Genomic DNA, 13592 nt, shown 5'->3' with positions numbered 1-13592 from the left:
ACTCAGTAGGCGCAGCGCGGGAGCGTTCTTGACCGCGAATCGCGCCTATCCCAGACCAGTCCGAAACAAGCAGCTGCCCTAGTGAACCTCCAGCACCTCGTAGCACTGCGGCTGGCCGTTGACCCGCAGCTCCACTTCGTCACCGACCCGGCGCCCCAGCAGCCCGTGCCCCAACGGCGAACGCGGCGAGATCACCAGAATTTCCCGGCCTTCATGCTGCAATTTCAGCCCCGCGGCATCCGGGCCGAGGAAGAACCAGCGTTCGACGCCATCGTGCTCCAGGCAAAGCAGCGCTCCGACCCGCACGTACTCGTGCGAGCCGATGGTCGGCTGCAGGTTTCGGTAGGCGGCCAGTGCTGTCTCGATCTCGTGCAGACGCCGTCTTTGCCCGTCAGCGAGGTAGGCCGCTTCCAGGCCACGGGTGTCGTACTTGTTCTCGGCCTTGCTCTCGGTATGGGTGGCGGCCTCGTGGGTCGCGGCCAGCACGGTCCTGGCGACCTCGCGGTCGGCTTCGAGGGTGGCGATGATCTGCTGCTGAAGGGCGGTCTTGTTCATGGGCCAGGCTTATAGCCCGACGGCGCGCCGAAGGGAATGGCTGCGTCGCTGTTCGGCGCTGCACCCGCCGCGATGACCGCATCGGCCAACCAGGGATTGCGGCCCTCGGCAATCCACTCCAGCGTCTCGCGCCAGAAACCGTTGCGATGCCGATCATGGAACAGGCCGAAATGGCCGATGCGCTCGAAGCCCAGCGCGCGCGGGTTGAGCTGAACCAACTGGCGCGGACTGTTGCGAAAGTAGCCCAGCCCGCGGCGCATGGCGGCCGGCGTGGCGAACTCGTCGTCGCTGGTGCTGACCGCGAGGATCGGCGCGCGAATCGCGGCGAAGCGGCTAAACAGCAGTTCGTGTTCGTCAGGCGGGTAGCTGTCTTCCAGGCGCGCGCCGCGCCGGGACCATTCCAGCGCGACGCCCGCCGGTAGATCTTCCAGCCAGCCGAAGCGCCGGCCGGGAAAATAGCCAGCCAGCCGGGTAACCGCGGGCATGAACAGGTGCCATTTGGCGTACATACGCAGGCGCTGATCAGCGGCGTAGTCGCGCCAGTAGGCGTACTGCCCGGCCACGTTGAGGTAGCGGTGCACCTCGCTGGCAGCTTCGGCAAAGCCCGGCATAAAGCCACCGGCGCTATGCCCCACTGCAACCAGCAACCCGTGCGGATCACGCTCACGCATATAGCGCACCGCGGCATCGAAGTCGTATTCACCCCAGTCGCGCCAACGCATCCGCATGTCGCGCAGGCGCTGCGGCCGCGAGCCGCCGATGCCGCGAAAGTCGTAGGTCAGTGCAGTGAAACCGTGCTCAGTGAGAAAGCTCGCGTAGCGTGCGTAATAGCGCGACAGCACCCCGGTGGCACAGCTGATGATCACCGCGCCGCGCTCGGCGCCTGCCGGCCGCCACAGCTGCGCGGCGAGGGTGAAACCATCGATGCAGTGCAGGGCAACGGACTCGGGCATGGCAAGGACCTTTCGAATTGTTGTGCCGCCACCTTGCCCCGCAGCGCACATTTTTGCCATAACCTGCCGGCACCTTTGCGCAGCGACCGCAGTCTGTTTATGACAGCCGCATTACCACTGCAGCCAGGTGGCCTGCAGCGCAATACCTCATCCTGGTTTCCACTGGCATTACCGCCCCGAACCAAAGGCGCCGACGCGCTGCGGGTTCCTGACGGCTTGGAGAAAAGTTCATGACCGGCGAACAGCTGATCGTCTTTGGCGTACTGGCGGCAACGCTGGTGCTGTTCGTATGGAATCGCTGGCGCTACGACCTGGTCGCCCTCGGCGCGCTGCTCGCCTGCGCACTGACCGGCGTCGTGCCGGCGGACGAGGTGTTCTCCGGCATCGGCCATCCCGCCGTGATCTCGGTGGCCGCGGTGCTGGTCCTCAGCCGCGGCCTGCTCAACGCCGGCGTGGTGGATTCCGTAGCACGGCGGCTGATGCAGGTCGGCGAACGCCCATGGGCGCAGGTCGCCGCACTGACCGGAATCGTCGCGCTCAGCTCGGGCTTCATGAACAACGTTGGCGCGCTGGCGCTGTTCATGCCGGTGGCGATCTGGATGTCGCGCCAGAGCGGGCGCTCACCGTCGTATCTGCTGATGCCACTGGCGTTCGGCTCGCTGCTCGGCGGCACCCTGACGCTGATCGGCACCCCGCCCAACCTGATCATCGCCGGTTATCGCGCCGAGGCCGGCGAGGCACCGTTCGGCATGTTCGCCTTTCTCCCGGTGGGCGCTGCGGTGACCGTCGCCGGCGTGCTGTTTATCGCCCTGCTCGGCTGGCGGCTGGTGCCGCGGCGACAGGAACAGGAAGGCAACGGCGATTTGTTCGAGATCAGCGCCTACCTCACCGAAGTGCGAGTACCGGAAAGCTGCAAATACGCCGGGCGCACGCTGCACGCGCTGATCAATGCAGTGGAGGACGAAGCCGATGTGCAGGTGATCGCCCTGGTGCGCGGCGATGAGCGCCAGCGCATGCCCTCGACCTACGAGGTGCTGCGCGAGGGCGACATCCTGCTGGTGGAGGCCGACTCGGACAGCCTCAAGGCGCTGCTCGACGTCACCGGCGTTGCGCTGGCGGCCAATGTCGACGAGCAGGAGGAGAAAGCACAGAAAGAGCAGGAGGCCACCGAGCAGGCGGTCGAAGACGAGAAGACCGAGAAGAATCACAAGAGCCGGCACGGTGAGCTGACCCTGGCCGAAGCCATCGTCTCCCCCGGCTCGATACTGGTGGGCACGACCGCCAGCGGCCTCGACCTGCGCGAGCGCCACGGCGTCAACGTGCTGGCCGTCGCCCGCCAGGGGCAGCGGCTGCGCCAGCGCCTCGGCAAGATTCGCTTTGCTAGCGGCGACATCCTGCTGTTGCAGGCCCGCGAGGACGCGCTGCAGTCGAGCCTGAACAGCCTGGGCTGCCTGCCGCTGGCGTCCCGCGGGCTGAGCATCACCACACCGCGTAACGTGCTGCTGGCCAGTGCCATCTTCGCCATCACGCTGGCCTGTATTGCCTTCGGCCTGGTGCCGGCAGCCACCGCGCTGGTCACCGGCGCGCTGGTGATGATCCTGGTCGGGCTGATTCCCATGGGGCGCATTTACGACAGCATCGACATGCCGGTCATCGTGCTGGTCGCGGCGATGCTGCCGGTCGGCGAGGCGCTGGAAAGCAGCGGAGGCTCGCAGCTGATTGCCGAAACCCTGCTGGAACTGGGCCAGTCGTTGCCAGCGGCGGCGACACTGGCGCTGCTGATGGTGGCAGTGATGCTGATCTCCAACGTGGTCAACAACGCCGCGGCGGCGGTGCTCGCCGCACCCGTGGCGATCAGCCTGGCACGTGGGATGGACGTCTCGGCTGATCCGTTCCTGATGGCCGTGGCGATCGGTGCCTCCTGTGCCTTCCTGACGCCCATCGGGCATCAGTCAAACACGCTGGTGATGGCACCGGGCGGCTACCGCTTCGGCGACTACTGGCGGCTGGGCCTGCCGCTGTCGATTCTGGTGGTGCTCTGCGCCGTGCCGGCGATTCTCTGGATCTGGCCGCTATGAGCAGCCACAGTGGCACCGGTGCCCAGCGTCCGTGGGCACTCAGACTACTACCAAGGCGGAAGGGAAATTAGCCCATTGAGCAATGGCAGTACACGCAGACAGATCCGACGATGGCTGCCAGAATCGCGTCGACCTGACGATGCGCAGCGCGCGGTGTCAGGCGAAACGGCATACCCTGCTTTGCGTGCGACGCCTGCAACACGAGATCGCTGATGATCCGCCAACGCCTCAAGACCCCGCTGGTATCCGCACTGCTCATCGCCATGCTGATGGGCTGGGGCGGCCATGCGCTGTCGTGGCTGAACGGCGCGGCTCAGCACGGTGCTGACGCCCACTGGCACGACGATCACGATCACCATCATCACGCTCCCAGCCATGAATGGCAGCCCGGCAACTGCACGCTGTGCCAGCTGCAACACGTGCACGTGCTTGGCGATCACATCCACGAAACACCCCATCCCATGCTTCAGCTCAGCCTGTCTGCGCAGCCCGAGCGCGCCGACCTGCCAGCCTGGCCACGGCGCGCGCTGCCCGAAGGGCCGGTGTCACGCATCGAGCGCCCACCTCGCGCCTGATCCTGCTGCGACCGCGGTCGCCTCAGGCGACCTCTTTTCACCAGCTCAGGACCATTCCATGCATTCGCAATCCCTGCGCGGGCTCGCTGCGTTTTACGCACGCCTGCGCCACTCGCTGCTGCCGGTTTTCGGCATGCTGCTGTTCTTCCTCGTGCCCGACGCACTCGCCCATGGCGTGGCCGAAGGCGACAAGGGCTTCATCCAGGAAAGCTCCGGCGTGATGCTGCTGCCGTTCGTCTACCTCGGCGCCAAGCACATGATCACCGGCTACGACCACCTGCTGTTCCTTTTCGGGGTGATCTTCTTCCTCTACCGACTCAAGGACGTCGGGCTCTACGTCACCCTGTTCGCAGTGGGCCACTCGGTCACCCTGCTGCTCGGCGTGCTGATGGAGATCAGCGTCAGCGCCTATCTGATCGACGCAACCATCGGTTTCTCGGTCGTCTACAAGGCACTGGACAACCTCGGCGCCTTTCAACGCTGGTTCGGCTATCAGCCCGATACCCGCGCCGCGACGCTGGTGTTCGGCCTGATCCATGGCTTCGGCCTGGCGACCAAGATTCTCGAATACGAGATTGCCGCCGATGGCCTGATCGCCAACCTGATCGCCTTCAACGTCGGCGTCGAGATCGGCCAGCTGCTGGCGCTGAGCGCCATCCTCATTGCCATGGGCTACTGGCGGCGCACCGCCGGCTTCTGGCGCCACGCCTACACCGCCAACGTCGCCATGATGAGCGCCGGTTTCCTGCTGATGGGCTACCAGCTCACCGGCCTGGCCCTGTCTTCGTAAGGAATTTGCCCCATGTACAACAACCAACGTCCCGACCTGAGCGAGCTGCCCAGCAGCGGCCAGCTGCTGCGCTCCACCCTCATCGCCCTGATCGCCGCCGGCGTGCTGCTGGTAACCGTGGTGATGCCCGCCGAGTACGCCATCGACCCGACCGGTGCCGGCCGACTGCTGGGCCTGACCCAGATGGGCGAACTGAAGCAGACCCTGGCCGAGGAAGCCGCGACCGAAGCGCAGCCACCGGCCGAAGCCGCTCCAGCCGAACCTGGCGCAACAACGCCGGACAAGGAGGAACCGGTGGCGGCACAGGCCGAGCCAGCCCCGGCGGCGGCGCCAACGCCTGCGCAACCGGCGCCACCAAAAGTCGCCACCCAGCAGCACGAGGTGAACCTGACACTCAAGCCCAACCAGGCCACCGAGATCAAGCTGGAAATGAAGGAAGGCGCCAAGGCGAACTTCCACTGGACGGCCAATGGCGGGCGCCTCAACTACGACACCCACGGCGATCCCTACAAGGCACCGAAGGGCTTCTACCATGGCTATGGCAAGGGCAAGAATGCGCCTGAGCTGCAGGGTGAACTGGTCGCCGCGTTCGACGGCAAGCACGGCTGGTTCTGGCGAAACCGCACCAACGAGACGGTGAAACTCACCCTGCGCACCGATGGCGAATACATCACCATCGAACAGGTGTTCTGAGTTTCGTTTTCGGCGTAACCACCGCAGCCCTGGCCAAACTCGGCCAGGGCTGCGGCTCGTACGGGAGAAACCCATGTCCTGGATCATCACCAAATACGCGCTGACCGCTGCCATGGTCGTGCTGGTGTCGGAGGTGGCCAAGCGTAGCGACAAGCTCGGCGGCTTCATTGCCGCGCTGCCGCTCATCACCCTCCTCACGCTGATCTGGCTGTACCTGGAGAAGCAATCGCCGGAGAAGATCGCCAACCACGCCTGGCATACCTTCTGGTATGTCCTGCCGACCCTGCCGATGTTCCTGGCGTTTCCGCTGCTGCTGCCACGGCTGGGGTTCTGGCTGGCACTGCTGGCCAGCGCAGGCATCACGGTCGTCTGTTTCGGGCTGTTAGCGCTGCTCATGCGCCCCTTCGGCATAGAGCTGCTGTGACCGCCTGGCGTTAAGACCGACGGCGCCACCTGGCGCCGTCGCTGCACACGTGCTCAACTCGCCTTGAAGCGGCTGACGTTGTCCAGCAGGGTGCCAGCAAGGTCGCTGAGGCGGCTGGCAGTGTGGTGATTGCTGCCTACCGCCTCACCGTTCTCCTCGGCCATGCGCGCAATGGTGGTCACCTGCTGGGCGATCTCGGCGGACGCCGCGCTCTGCTCGCGCAAGGTATTGGAGATCTCCGCCACGGTGGACAGCACCTGATTGGCCGCCTCGCGAATGCCACCCATGGCCTCGCCGGCCCGCTGCGCGCGTGCGACGCCCTCATTGACTCGCACCACACCCTGCTCCATGCCATGTACCGCGCCCTCTGTGCCTTGCTGGATGGCCGCAACCATCTGCGCGATCTCCTTTGTGGAATTGGCGGTACGCTCGGCCAGCTTGCGCACCTCATCGGCCACCACGGCGAAGCCGCGCCCCTGGTCACCGGCCCGCGCCGCTTCGATCGCCGCATTCAGCGCCAGCAGATTGGTCTGTGCGGCGATGTCGCCGATCACCCCGACGATGGCCGAGATCTGCCCGGAGCGTTCGCCCAGCTCGGCCACAGTACGCGCCGAATCGCCCACCGATACGGCGATCTGGCTGATTTCATCGACCACCGCGGCGACGATCTCGCCGCCCTGACGCGACAGTTCGCCAGAGCGATGCGCCAGTGCATCGGCCTCGCCCGCGTTGCGCGCGATGCTCTCGATGCCGACGGTCATTTCTTCGACCGCCGCCGCCATGCTCGATGCGGCGTCGCTCTGGCACTGCGAGGCGACATGGATCTGCCCCGAGGCGGTAACCAGGCTGCGCGCCGAGTCGGCGACATGGTCGGAGTTGTTCTTGATGCTGCCGATCAGCCCGCGCATGGCGTCGGCCATGTCGTTGAAGCTGCCGGCGACGAAGCGCAGCTCGTCGCGCGCAGCCAGATCGATATGGGTTGTCAGATCGCCAGCGGCGAGCCGCTCGCTGCCGGCGCGCAGGCTGCGGATGCTGGCCATCACCGACAGATAGGCACCCACCGAGAGATAGCCGATCACCGCCAGCACCACCAGCAGCACGGTCAGGTTGCCGAGCAGTACCTGTCGGGCGTCCTCGATACGCTGTTCGAGCAGGCCGTCCAGGCTTGGCAGCAGCACGTCGCGCATCTGCGCATAGCCGATGCTGATCGCCTCGGTGGTGATGTCGAAGAACTGCGCTGACGAGGTGCTGCTGAAGTCAGCACGCACCACCATGTCCTGCACCACCGCATCGATCACCTGGCCACGTTCGCGCATGGTGGCGACGGCGCGGCTCAACGGCGGCTGGAGTTCCGGCCGCTCGGCAACCACCTTGTCGATACTGCGCTCCATGTCCTGGGTCGCCGACTTGATTTGCTCGGTCAGCACAATCAGCGCAGTGCGTTGCGGCTCGCTCATCTCGCCCCTGGCCAGTATCGCCGAAGCACTACCGCGCAGGCGGCCCAGCCGCTCGATCAGAAACGGCATGCGGCTAACCGCGGTGGTCATCAGGTAATAGGTCTGCGGCTCGGGATCGAAGGTCAGCCCGTAGGCGTCCGCCACCTGGGTCTGGAAGTCCAGAAGTTGGGCGATCAGCGCGGTGTGCGCGTCATAGCTTTGCGGCTGGGACCAGCTCTGCACGGCCCGCTTGATGCCATCCCAGTCTCGACCGATCGCCTGCCACTCGCGCGTGCCGCGCCTGTCCTCGGCCAGTGCCTGGCTCATCTCCACCAGGGCGGTATCGACACGGGTTTGCAGGGCGGAGCGCCGATCCGCCATGTCCGTGTTGCCGCCGAGCAGCATGGCGGACACGCCGCGATGCTGCTGGGTCAGCTCAATCAGGCTCGACAAGGGGCGCGCCAGCGCTGTGGCGACCAGCTCGCTCTCCGCTCGCTCGATGGTGCGGTTGAGCTGGCCGGCGAGGGTCAGCATCACGCTGGCGAAGGCAAGGAAGACCAGCAGCCCCAGCACACCGAACTTGATCGGATAGCTGAGCCGGTTCATCAACAGTTCGGCGGGGGAAAACAGCAATTTCATGGGACATGTCCTGACGTGACGTGGCACTGCACGGCGCCGTTCGACGTCGTGGCCCTCCGGACGCGGCGCCTGGCTAAAGCCAGACTGAGAGTGGCAACCGAACGCGCGGGAGTTGCCGCGCAAAATACGGAGCCGACCGAGCGGTCACCGTGACCACGATCAAGAACGAGAGCCAGGAAAACGGCGCCAGCCGACCATCCATCCGGATGGGCCTGTTGGCTGAGGCAGGCGCCGTGAATTTCCGTCCGGGACGGGCGAACTCCCGCGGGCTGAAGCACTCCCAAACACCCAGTGCATCTCCTTCTTTGGCGGTAGGGCTTTACCTGCGCGAACCAGCGTGAATAATGCCGCCCCTTTTCGACGCGACGAGGTAACCATGACGGCGCCAGCCACCGCAGCGACTCAGCCCCTTTCCGCCCGCGCCGTGCTGCTGCTCGAGCTGGCGCTGGCCGTGGGTGGCTTCGCCATCGGCACCGGTGAGTTCGCCATCATGGGCCTGATGCCTGACGTGGCCGAGGGGCTGGGTATCAGCGAACCCCAGGTCGGCAACGTGATCAGCACCTACGCCCTGGGCGTGGTGGTGGGCGCACCGTTGCTGGCGATCCTCGGCTCACGGCTGTTCCGCCGGCACCTGCTGCTGTTGCTGATGGGTTTCTTCGCCTTGGGCAACTTCGCCAGCGCCCTGGCGCCGGATTACTCGACGCTGATGATCTTTCGCTTCGTCACCGGCCTGCCCCACGGTGCCTATTTCGGCGTGGCGATGCTGGTGGCTGCTTCCATGGTGCCGCCGGACAAACGCGCCCAGGCCGTCGCCCGCGTGCTGATGGGGCTGACCGTGGCAATCCTGATCGGCAACCCGCTGGCCACCTGGCTCGGGCAATGGCTGAGCTGGCGTTATGCGTTCGCCCTGGTCGGCGCCATCGCCCTGCTGACGGTGCTGCTGGTGGCGCTGTTCCTGCCGCTGAACCGCGACGAGCCGCGCAACAGCCCGCTGCATGAGATCCGCGCATTCAACCGGCCGCAGGTCTGGCTGGCCCTGGCGATCAGCTCCATTGGTTTCGCTGGCATGTTCTGCGTGTTCAGCTACATGGCGCCGACGTTGCTGAACGTCACCGGCGTTAGCGCCGGCTGGATTCCCTTCGCCCTCGCCGCCTTCGGTCTGGGCGGCATCGTCGGCAATCTGGTCGGTGGCTGGCTGTTCGACAAGCTGCGCTTCAAGGCGGTCGCCTGGCTGTTGCTGTGGAGCGCACTGGTGCTATTGGTATTCCCGTTGGCCGCGCACTCGGTGTGGACGATCTTTCCGGCGGTATTCGCGGTGGGCACCATGGTGTCGCTGTCGCCCGCGCTGCAGACCCACCTGATGGATGTCGCCGCGGATGCGCAGACCCTCGCCGCGGCGTCCAATCATGCCGCCTTCAACATCGCCAACGCCCTTGGGCCGTGGCTGGGCGGGCTGGCAATCACCGCCGGTTTCGGCTGGACATCCACCGGCTATATCGGCGCCGCCACCGCCGTTGGCGGTCTGCTGGTGTTCGCCTGGGCTTGGAAAATCGAGCGCGCGGTGAAGGATGCCGAGTCGAGCCCGGCCGCCTGCTGCTCCTGATACCGACGCCAGCTGTCCGTGGCCTTGGCGCGCAACATGCAGTAATCAGTGAAGCGATGGCCCGCCTTGCAGATCATTCGGCAAGCGGGTCCTATCTACGATTCCTGATTTCGAGACCCTGACCTTGCAGTATTTCTTCCTGTTCCGCAGCAAAGCCCGGCGGCTCTGCCTGCTGCTGATTACCCTGTTCGCCGTCGGTCTTCCGGTCGGCTGTTCGGTGCTCGAACAGAAAGAGCGCGAGCTGGTGTTCCGTATCGAACCGGGCACCGCGTCCTGGTTCAGCGGCCTGCCGCGTGGCGTCGAGGAGCTGCAGCTGACCGACTCCGCGTTCGGTGACGAGCAGAACATTCATGCCTGGTGGTGGCCGGCCGCCAACGCCGATGCACCCGCCCTGCTCTACCTGCACGGCGTGCGCTGGAACCTCACCGGCCACCTTTTTCGTCTGGAACAGCTGCGCGCGCTGGGCTTCTCGGTGCTGGCCATCGACTACCGCGGCTTCGGCCAGAGCCTTGGCGATCTGCCGTCGGAACGCAGCGTCTATGCCGACGCGCGCATCGGCTGGGAGCGCCTGAAGACGCTGCAGCCGGACGCCGGCAAGCGCTTCATCTACGGGCATTCCCTCGGCGGCGCGGTGGCTGTCGACCTGGCCGCCGAACTCGGGCAGCAGGCCGAGCGCGACAGCGTACCGGCCGAGGCGCGCGCGCTGATCATCGAGTCGACCTTCACCTCGCTGGCCGACGTGGCGACAGCCGTGTCCGACACCACACTGCCGGTGCGCTGGCTGCTGTCGCAGAAGTTCGATTCGCTGGAGAAGATCGACCAGATCGGCATGCCGCTGCTGGTGGTGCATGGCACTGATGACCGCTATGTGCCGCCGCGCTTCAGCGAGCAGCTGTATCAGGCTGCGCGCCAACCCAAGCAATTGCTGCTGGTCGAAGGCGCCACCCACAACAACAGCCTGCGCGTGGCGCTCGGCGCCTATGGCCGAGCGCTGCAGGCGCTGCTGGAATCCGGCGAGCAGCGCCTGGGTGCCGCGCAGCCGCAGCAGGCAAAAACAGCGGAGCGCGGCTAGCCAGCCTTAGCGCTTGGCCTCCAACCCTTCGAGCAAGGCACGGTGAAACGCTTCCGGCGCCTCGACCTGGGGCGAATGCCCCAGGTCGGGGAAGGCCACCAGCGTCGCATCAGGAATCATCGCGGCAGCCTGGCGACCCAGCTCGGGATAGTTGCCCAGGCGCTTGGCGACATCCTCCGGCGCACGGTTGGCGCCCGGCGCGGTGCGATCCAGCCCGCCGATCAGCAGCAAGGTCGGCGTCCTGATCCGCGAAAACTCATGGATCACCGGCTGGGTGAAAACCATTTCCGAGGTCTGTGCCTGGTTCCAGGCGACCTGTTCCTTGCCGTCCCCGGCATACATTCCGGCGAGCATGCCGACCCAACGGTTGTACTCCGGCTTCCAGCTGCCGTTGTAGTAGAACTTCTGCTGGTAGGCCTTGATGCTGTCGAAGTCGGTCTTGAGTTCCGACTGGTAGAGCTGATCGATCGAGGCGTAGGGCACGCCCTCGGCCTGCCAGTCCTCCAGACCGATGGGGTTGACCAGCACCAGCTGCTCGACTCGCTGTGGGTAGTTCAGCGCCAGTCGCGCGGCCAGCATGCCGCCCATGGAATGGCCGATCACGGTGACCTGCTCGATGTCTTCCTGCTCCAGCAGCGCCTGGGTGTTGTGCGCCAACTGGGCGAAGCTGAACTGGTAACCTTCGGGCTTGCTCGAGCTGCAGAAACCGACCTGATCGGGAGCGATGACCCGGTAACCGGCCTGGCTGAGCACCTCGATGGTGCGCTCCCAGGTCGCCCCGCAGAAGTTCTTGCCATGCAGCAATAGCGCCGTGCGGCCGTTCGCCTTGCCCTGCGGCTCGACGTCCATGAAGGCCATTTCCAGCGCCTTGCCCTGGGACTCGAAACGGTAGTGCTTGAGCGGGTGCGGATAGCTGAAGCCTTCCAGCTGCGGGCCGTATGCGGTTCGGCTTTCGGCCAGCAGCGGCAGGCTCAGGGTTAGACCGGCGGCAAGCGCCAGGGCGGACACGGCTGTTTTCACGCGCGACTCCTGTTCGGTACGAATCGGGAAACTCCGTACATAGGAATGCATTCGTGCAGCCGGGTTCGCGGTCGGATTGCGACAATGCATGTCCCGACCGCGTCAGCCCATCTCTTCGCTTACAGACGGAAGCGCCCGACCAGCTGGTTGAGCTGCGTCGCCAGGCGCGCCAGCTCGTCGCTGGCCACCGAGGTCTGCTGCGCGCCGGTGGCGCTCTGCTCTGAGATGTCACGGATGGCCACCAGGTTGCGATCCACCTCCCGCGCGACCTGTGCCTGCTCCTCGGCGGCGCTGGCGATCACCAGGTTCATCTCGTTGATCTGCCCGACGCGCTCGGCGATCAGCCCCAGCGCCTGATCCGCTTCGCCGGCCATGGTCTGGCTGCGCGTAGCGAATTCACTGCTCTGCTGCATGTCGCGCACCGATTGCTCGGTAGCGCTCTGGATCGCGCCGATCATGCGTTCAATCTCCTGGGTCGAGCTCTGCGTGCGCTGCGCGAGGTTACGCACCTCGTCGGCGACCACCGCGAATCCACGTCCAGCCTCGCCGGCCCGCGCGGCCTCAATGGCGGCGTTGAGCGCGAGCAGATTGGTCTGGTCGGCGATCGCGCGAATCACATCCACCACCTGCCCGATGCTCGCAGCCTCTTGGGCCAGGTGGGTCACGGTGGCCGCGGTCTGCTGCAGCTTGTCGCTCAGCTGGTCGATGGTCTGCCGCGTGGCAGTCACCTGGCGGCGGCCGTCGTCGGCGACCGTCTCGGCATCGCGCGAAGCATCGGAGGTGCGGTTGGCGTTGCCGGCCACTTCGTCCACCGCGGCGGACATCTCGGTGACCGCAGTGGCGGCCATCTGCACTTCCTCGTTCTGCTGATGGATGCCCTGGGCGGTGTGCTGGGTGACCGCGTGCAGCTCCTCGGCAGCCGACGCCAGCTGGGTCGCCGAGCCCTGGATGTCCTGCAGCGTATCGCGCAGGGTGCGCTGCATCTGACGGATCGACTGCTGCACCTCGGTAATTTCATCCTTGCCGCGACACTCGATGGTGCGACTCAAATCACCCGCTGCCACCGATGCCGCGGCCTGCTTCAACTCCTCCAGCGGCCGGCTGATGCTGCGCAACATCACCGTGGCGAACAGACCGCCGCCAACCAGCAGCGCCAGCAACAGGCCGATGTTCAACAGGCGATTACGCTGATAGAGCGCCTGCGCCTGTTCGTACTCGGCCTTGGCCTCGCCCAGTTGCAGCTCGATCAGCTGGGTAAAGCCTTCGGATATGGGATCGATCAGCGGATACAGATCGTTGATGACGAACGCCGCCAGCCGCTTTTCGCTGTGCCGGTCCAGCGTACGCTCGAGCGCATCGAGTGGTTCGTCCGCGGCCTTCATCAGGGTTTCGATGCGCGTCGCGATCAGTCGCTCGGCGTCAACCAGTCGGGTGTTCAGGTACGCACTCCAGAGACGGTTGATCTCGGCGCGGGCGTTGCGCACCTCGTCACGCGCCTGGCCGTAGCTGAGCATGCCGCTGCGAGTCTTGTGAGTGGTATCGACGATCTTCACCGCGTACAGGTCGGCGATCAGCTTGAGGTCACGCAGCGGCACGACGCGATCCAGGTACACGGTGTTGAGCCCGGCGACGCTGCGCTGCTGGGCATTGAGCCCGGTCAGCCCGATCACCAGGCAGGCCGCAAGCATGGCCCCGACCAGAATCAGCAGGCGGGCACGGATTGTCAGTTGCTGCATCATTCGTTCTTTTCCATA

The 13592-nt window shown here is 65.7% G+C and carries 12 protein-coding genes; 7 read left to right on the top strand and 5 right to left on the bottom strand.

Annotated features, from left to right (window positions below; genetic code table 11):
* Nucleotides 1-78: 78 nt before the first annotated feature.
* Nucleotides 79-555: a GreA/GreB family elongation factor gene (locus tag RT582_RS12415; RefSeq protein ID WP_313477607.1), complete on the bottom strand. Its 477-nt coding sequence runs from the start codon at nucleotides 553-555 to the stop codon at nucleotides 79-81.
* Nucleotides 552-1508, bottom strand: a complete 957-nt coding sequence (locus RT582_RS12410) for an alpha/beta hydrolase family protein (RefSeq protein WP_313477605.1) — start codon at nucleotides 1506-1508, stop codon at nucleotides 552-554. The genes RT582_RS12415 and RT582_RS12410 overlap by 4 nt, the downstream gene beginning before the upstream one ends.
* A 230-nt stretch (nucleotides 1509-1738) precedes the next feature.
* Here RT582_RS12410 and RT582_RS12405 point away from each other — a divergent pair, with 230 nt between their 5' ends.
* The 5 genes from RT582_RS12405 (at nucleotide 1739) to RT582_RS12385 (ending at nucleotide 6068) form a co-directional block, all read left to right on the top strand.
* A complete protein-coding gene (locus RT582_RS12405; protein WP_313477603.1) occupies nucleotides 1739-3586 on the top strand; it encodes an SLC13 family permease in 1848 nt (615 codons plus the stop codon).
* 212 nt (nucleotides 3587-3798) lie between these two features.
* Nucleotides 3799-4161 (top strand): hypothetical protein, encoded by a 363-nt coding sequence (locus RT582_RS12400; RefSeq protein ID WP_313477601.1) that lies wholly within the window; start codon nucleotides 3799-3801, stop codon nucleotides 4159-4161.
* 58 nt (nucleotides 4162-4219) lie between these two features.
* Nucleotides 4220-4951: a HupE/UreJ family protein gene (locus RT582_RS12395; protein ID WP_313477600.1), complete on the top strand. Its 732-nt coding sequence runs from the start codon at nucleotides 4220-4222 to the stop codon at nucleotides 4949-4951.
* 12 nt (nucleotides 4952-4963) lie between these two features.
* Nucleotides 4964-5644 (top strand): transmembrane anchor protein, encoded by a 681-nt coding sequence (locus RT582_RS12390; protein ID WP_090521515.1) that lies wholly within the window; start codon nucleotides 4964-4966, stop codon nucleotides 5642-5644.
* 73 nt (nucleotides 5645-5717) lie between these two features.
* Nucleotides 5718-6068: a DUF3147 family protein gene (locus RT582_RS12385; protein WP_042924706.1), complete on the top strand. Its 351-nt coding sequence runs from the start codon at nucleotides 5718-5720 to the stop codon at nucleotides 6066-6068.
* A 53-nt stretch (nucleotides 6069-6121) separates the two neighbouring features.
* Here RT582_RS12385 and RT582_RS12380 read toward each other — a convergent pair whose 3' ends face one another.
* Nucleotides 6122-8143: a methyl-accepting chemotaxis protein gene (locus RT582_RS12380; RefSeq protein WP_313477598.1), complete on the bottom strand. Its 2022-nt coding sequence runs from the start codon at nucleotides 8141-8143 to the stop codon at nucleotides 6122-6124.
* A gap of 376 nt (nucleotides 8144-8519) precedes the next feature.
* Here RT582_RS12380 and RT582_RS12375 point away from each other — a divergent pair, with 376 nt between their 5' ends.
* Together RT582_RS12375 and RT582_RS12370 are read left to right on the top strand one after the other, a co-directional pair.
* Complete coding sequence (locus RT582_RS12375; RefSeq protein WP_313477596.1) at nucleotides 8520-9746, top strand: MFS transporter; 1227 nt, start codon at nucleotides 8520-8522, stop codon at nucleotides 9744-9746.
* Between the two features lie 124 nt (nucleotides 9747-9870).
* Nucleotides 9871-10818 carry an alpha/beta hydrolase gene (locus tag RT582_RS12370; RefSeq protein WP_313477594.1) on the top strand — a complete coding sequence of 316 codons (948 nt, stop codon included), beginning with the start codon at nucleotides 9871-9873 and terminating at the stop codon, nucleotides 10816-10818.
* 6 nt (nucleotides 10819-10824) lie between these two features.
* On the opposite strand, the gene RT582_RS12365 is transcribed toward RT582_RS12370, so the two are convergent.
* Complete coding sequence (locus tag RT582_RS12365; RefSeq protein ID WP_313477592.1) at nucleotides 10825-11838, bottom strand: alpha/beta fold hydrolase; 1014 nt, start codon at nucleotides 11836-11838, stop codon at nucleotides 10825-10827.
* Between the two features lie 119 nt (nucleotides 11839-11957).
* A complete protein-coding gene (locus tag RT582_RS12360) occupies nucleotides 11958-13577 on the bottom strand; it encodes a methyl-accepting chemotaxis protein (protein WP_023444441.1) in 1620 nt (539 codons plus the stop codon).
* Between the last annotated feature and the right edge of the window lie 15 nt (nucleotides 13578-13592).

Origin of the sequence: Stutzerimonas kunmingensis, from assembly GCF_032106285.1 — a bacterium.
Taxonomy (GTDB): domain Bacteria; phylum Pseudomonadota; class Gammaproteobacteria; order Pseudomonadales; family Pseudomonadaceae; genus Stutzerimonas; species Stutzerimonas kunmingensis_B.
Note: the sequence above shows the minus strand (reverse complement) of the source record. Positions and strands in the feature narration are given on the sequence as shown.

Coding starts and splice junctions, on each gene's coding strand:
- RT582_RS12415 (WP_313477607.1), bottom strand. CDS start 555: ATGAACAAGACCGCCCTTCAGCAGCAGATCATCGCCACCCTCGAAGCC.
- RT582_RS12410 (WP_313477605.1), bottom strand. CDS start 1,508: ATGCCCGAGTCCGTTGCCCTGCACTGCATCGATGGTTTCACCCTCGCC.
- RT582_RS12405 (WP_313477603.1), top strand. CDS start 1,739: ATGACCGGCGAACAGCTGATCGTCTTTGGCGTACTGGCGGCAACGCTG.
- RT582_RS12400 (WP_313477601.1), top strand. CDS start 3,799: ATGATCCGCCAACGCCTCAAGACCCCGCTGGTATCCGCACTGCTCATC.
- RT582_RS12395 (WP_313477600.1), top strand. CDS start 4,220: ATGCATTCGCAATCCCTGCGCGGGCTCGCTGCGTTTTACGCACGCCTG.
- RT582_RS12390 (WP_090521515.1), top strand. CDS start 4,964: ATGTACAACAACCAACGTCCCGACCTGAGCGAGCTGCCCAGCAGCGGC.
- RT582_RS12385 (WP_042924706.1), top strand. CDS start 5,718: ATGTCCTGGATCATCACCAAATACGCGCTGACCGCTGCCATGGTCGTG.
- RT582_RS12380 (WP_313477598.1), bottom strand. CDS start 8,143: ATGAAATTGCTGTTTTCCCCCGCCGAACTGTTGATGAACCGGCTCAGC.
- RT582_RS12375 (WP_313477596.1), top strand. CDS start 8,520: ATGACGGCGCCAGCCACCGCAGCGACTCAGCCCCTTTCCGCCCGCGCC.
- RT582_RS12360 (WP_023444441.1), bottom strand. CDS start 13,577: ATGATGCAGCAACTGACAATCCGTGCCCGCCTGCTGATTCTGGTCGGG.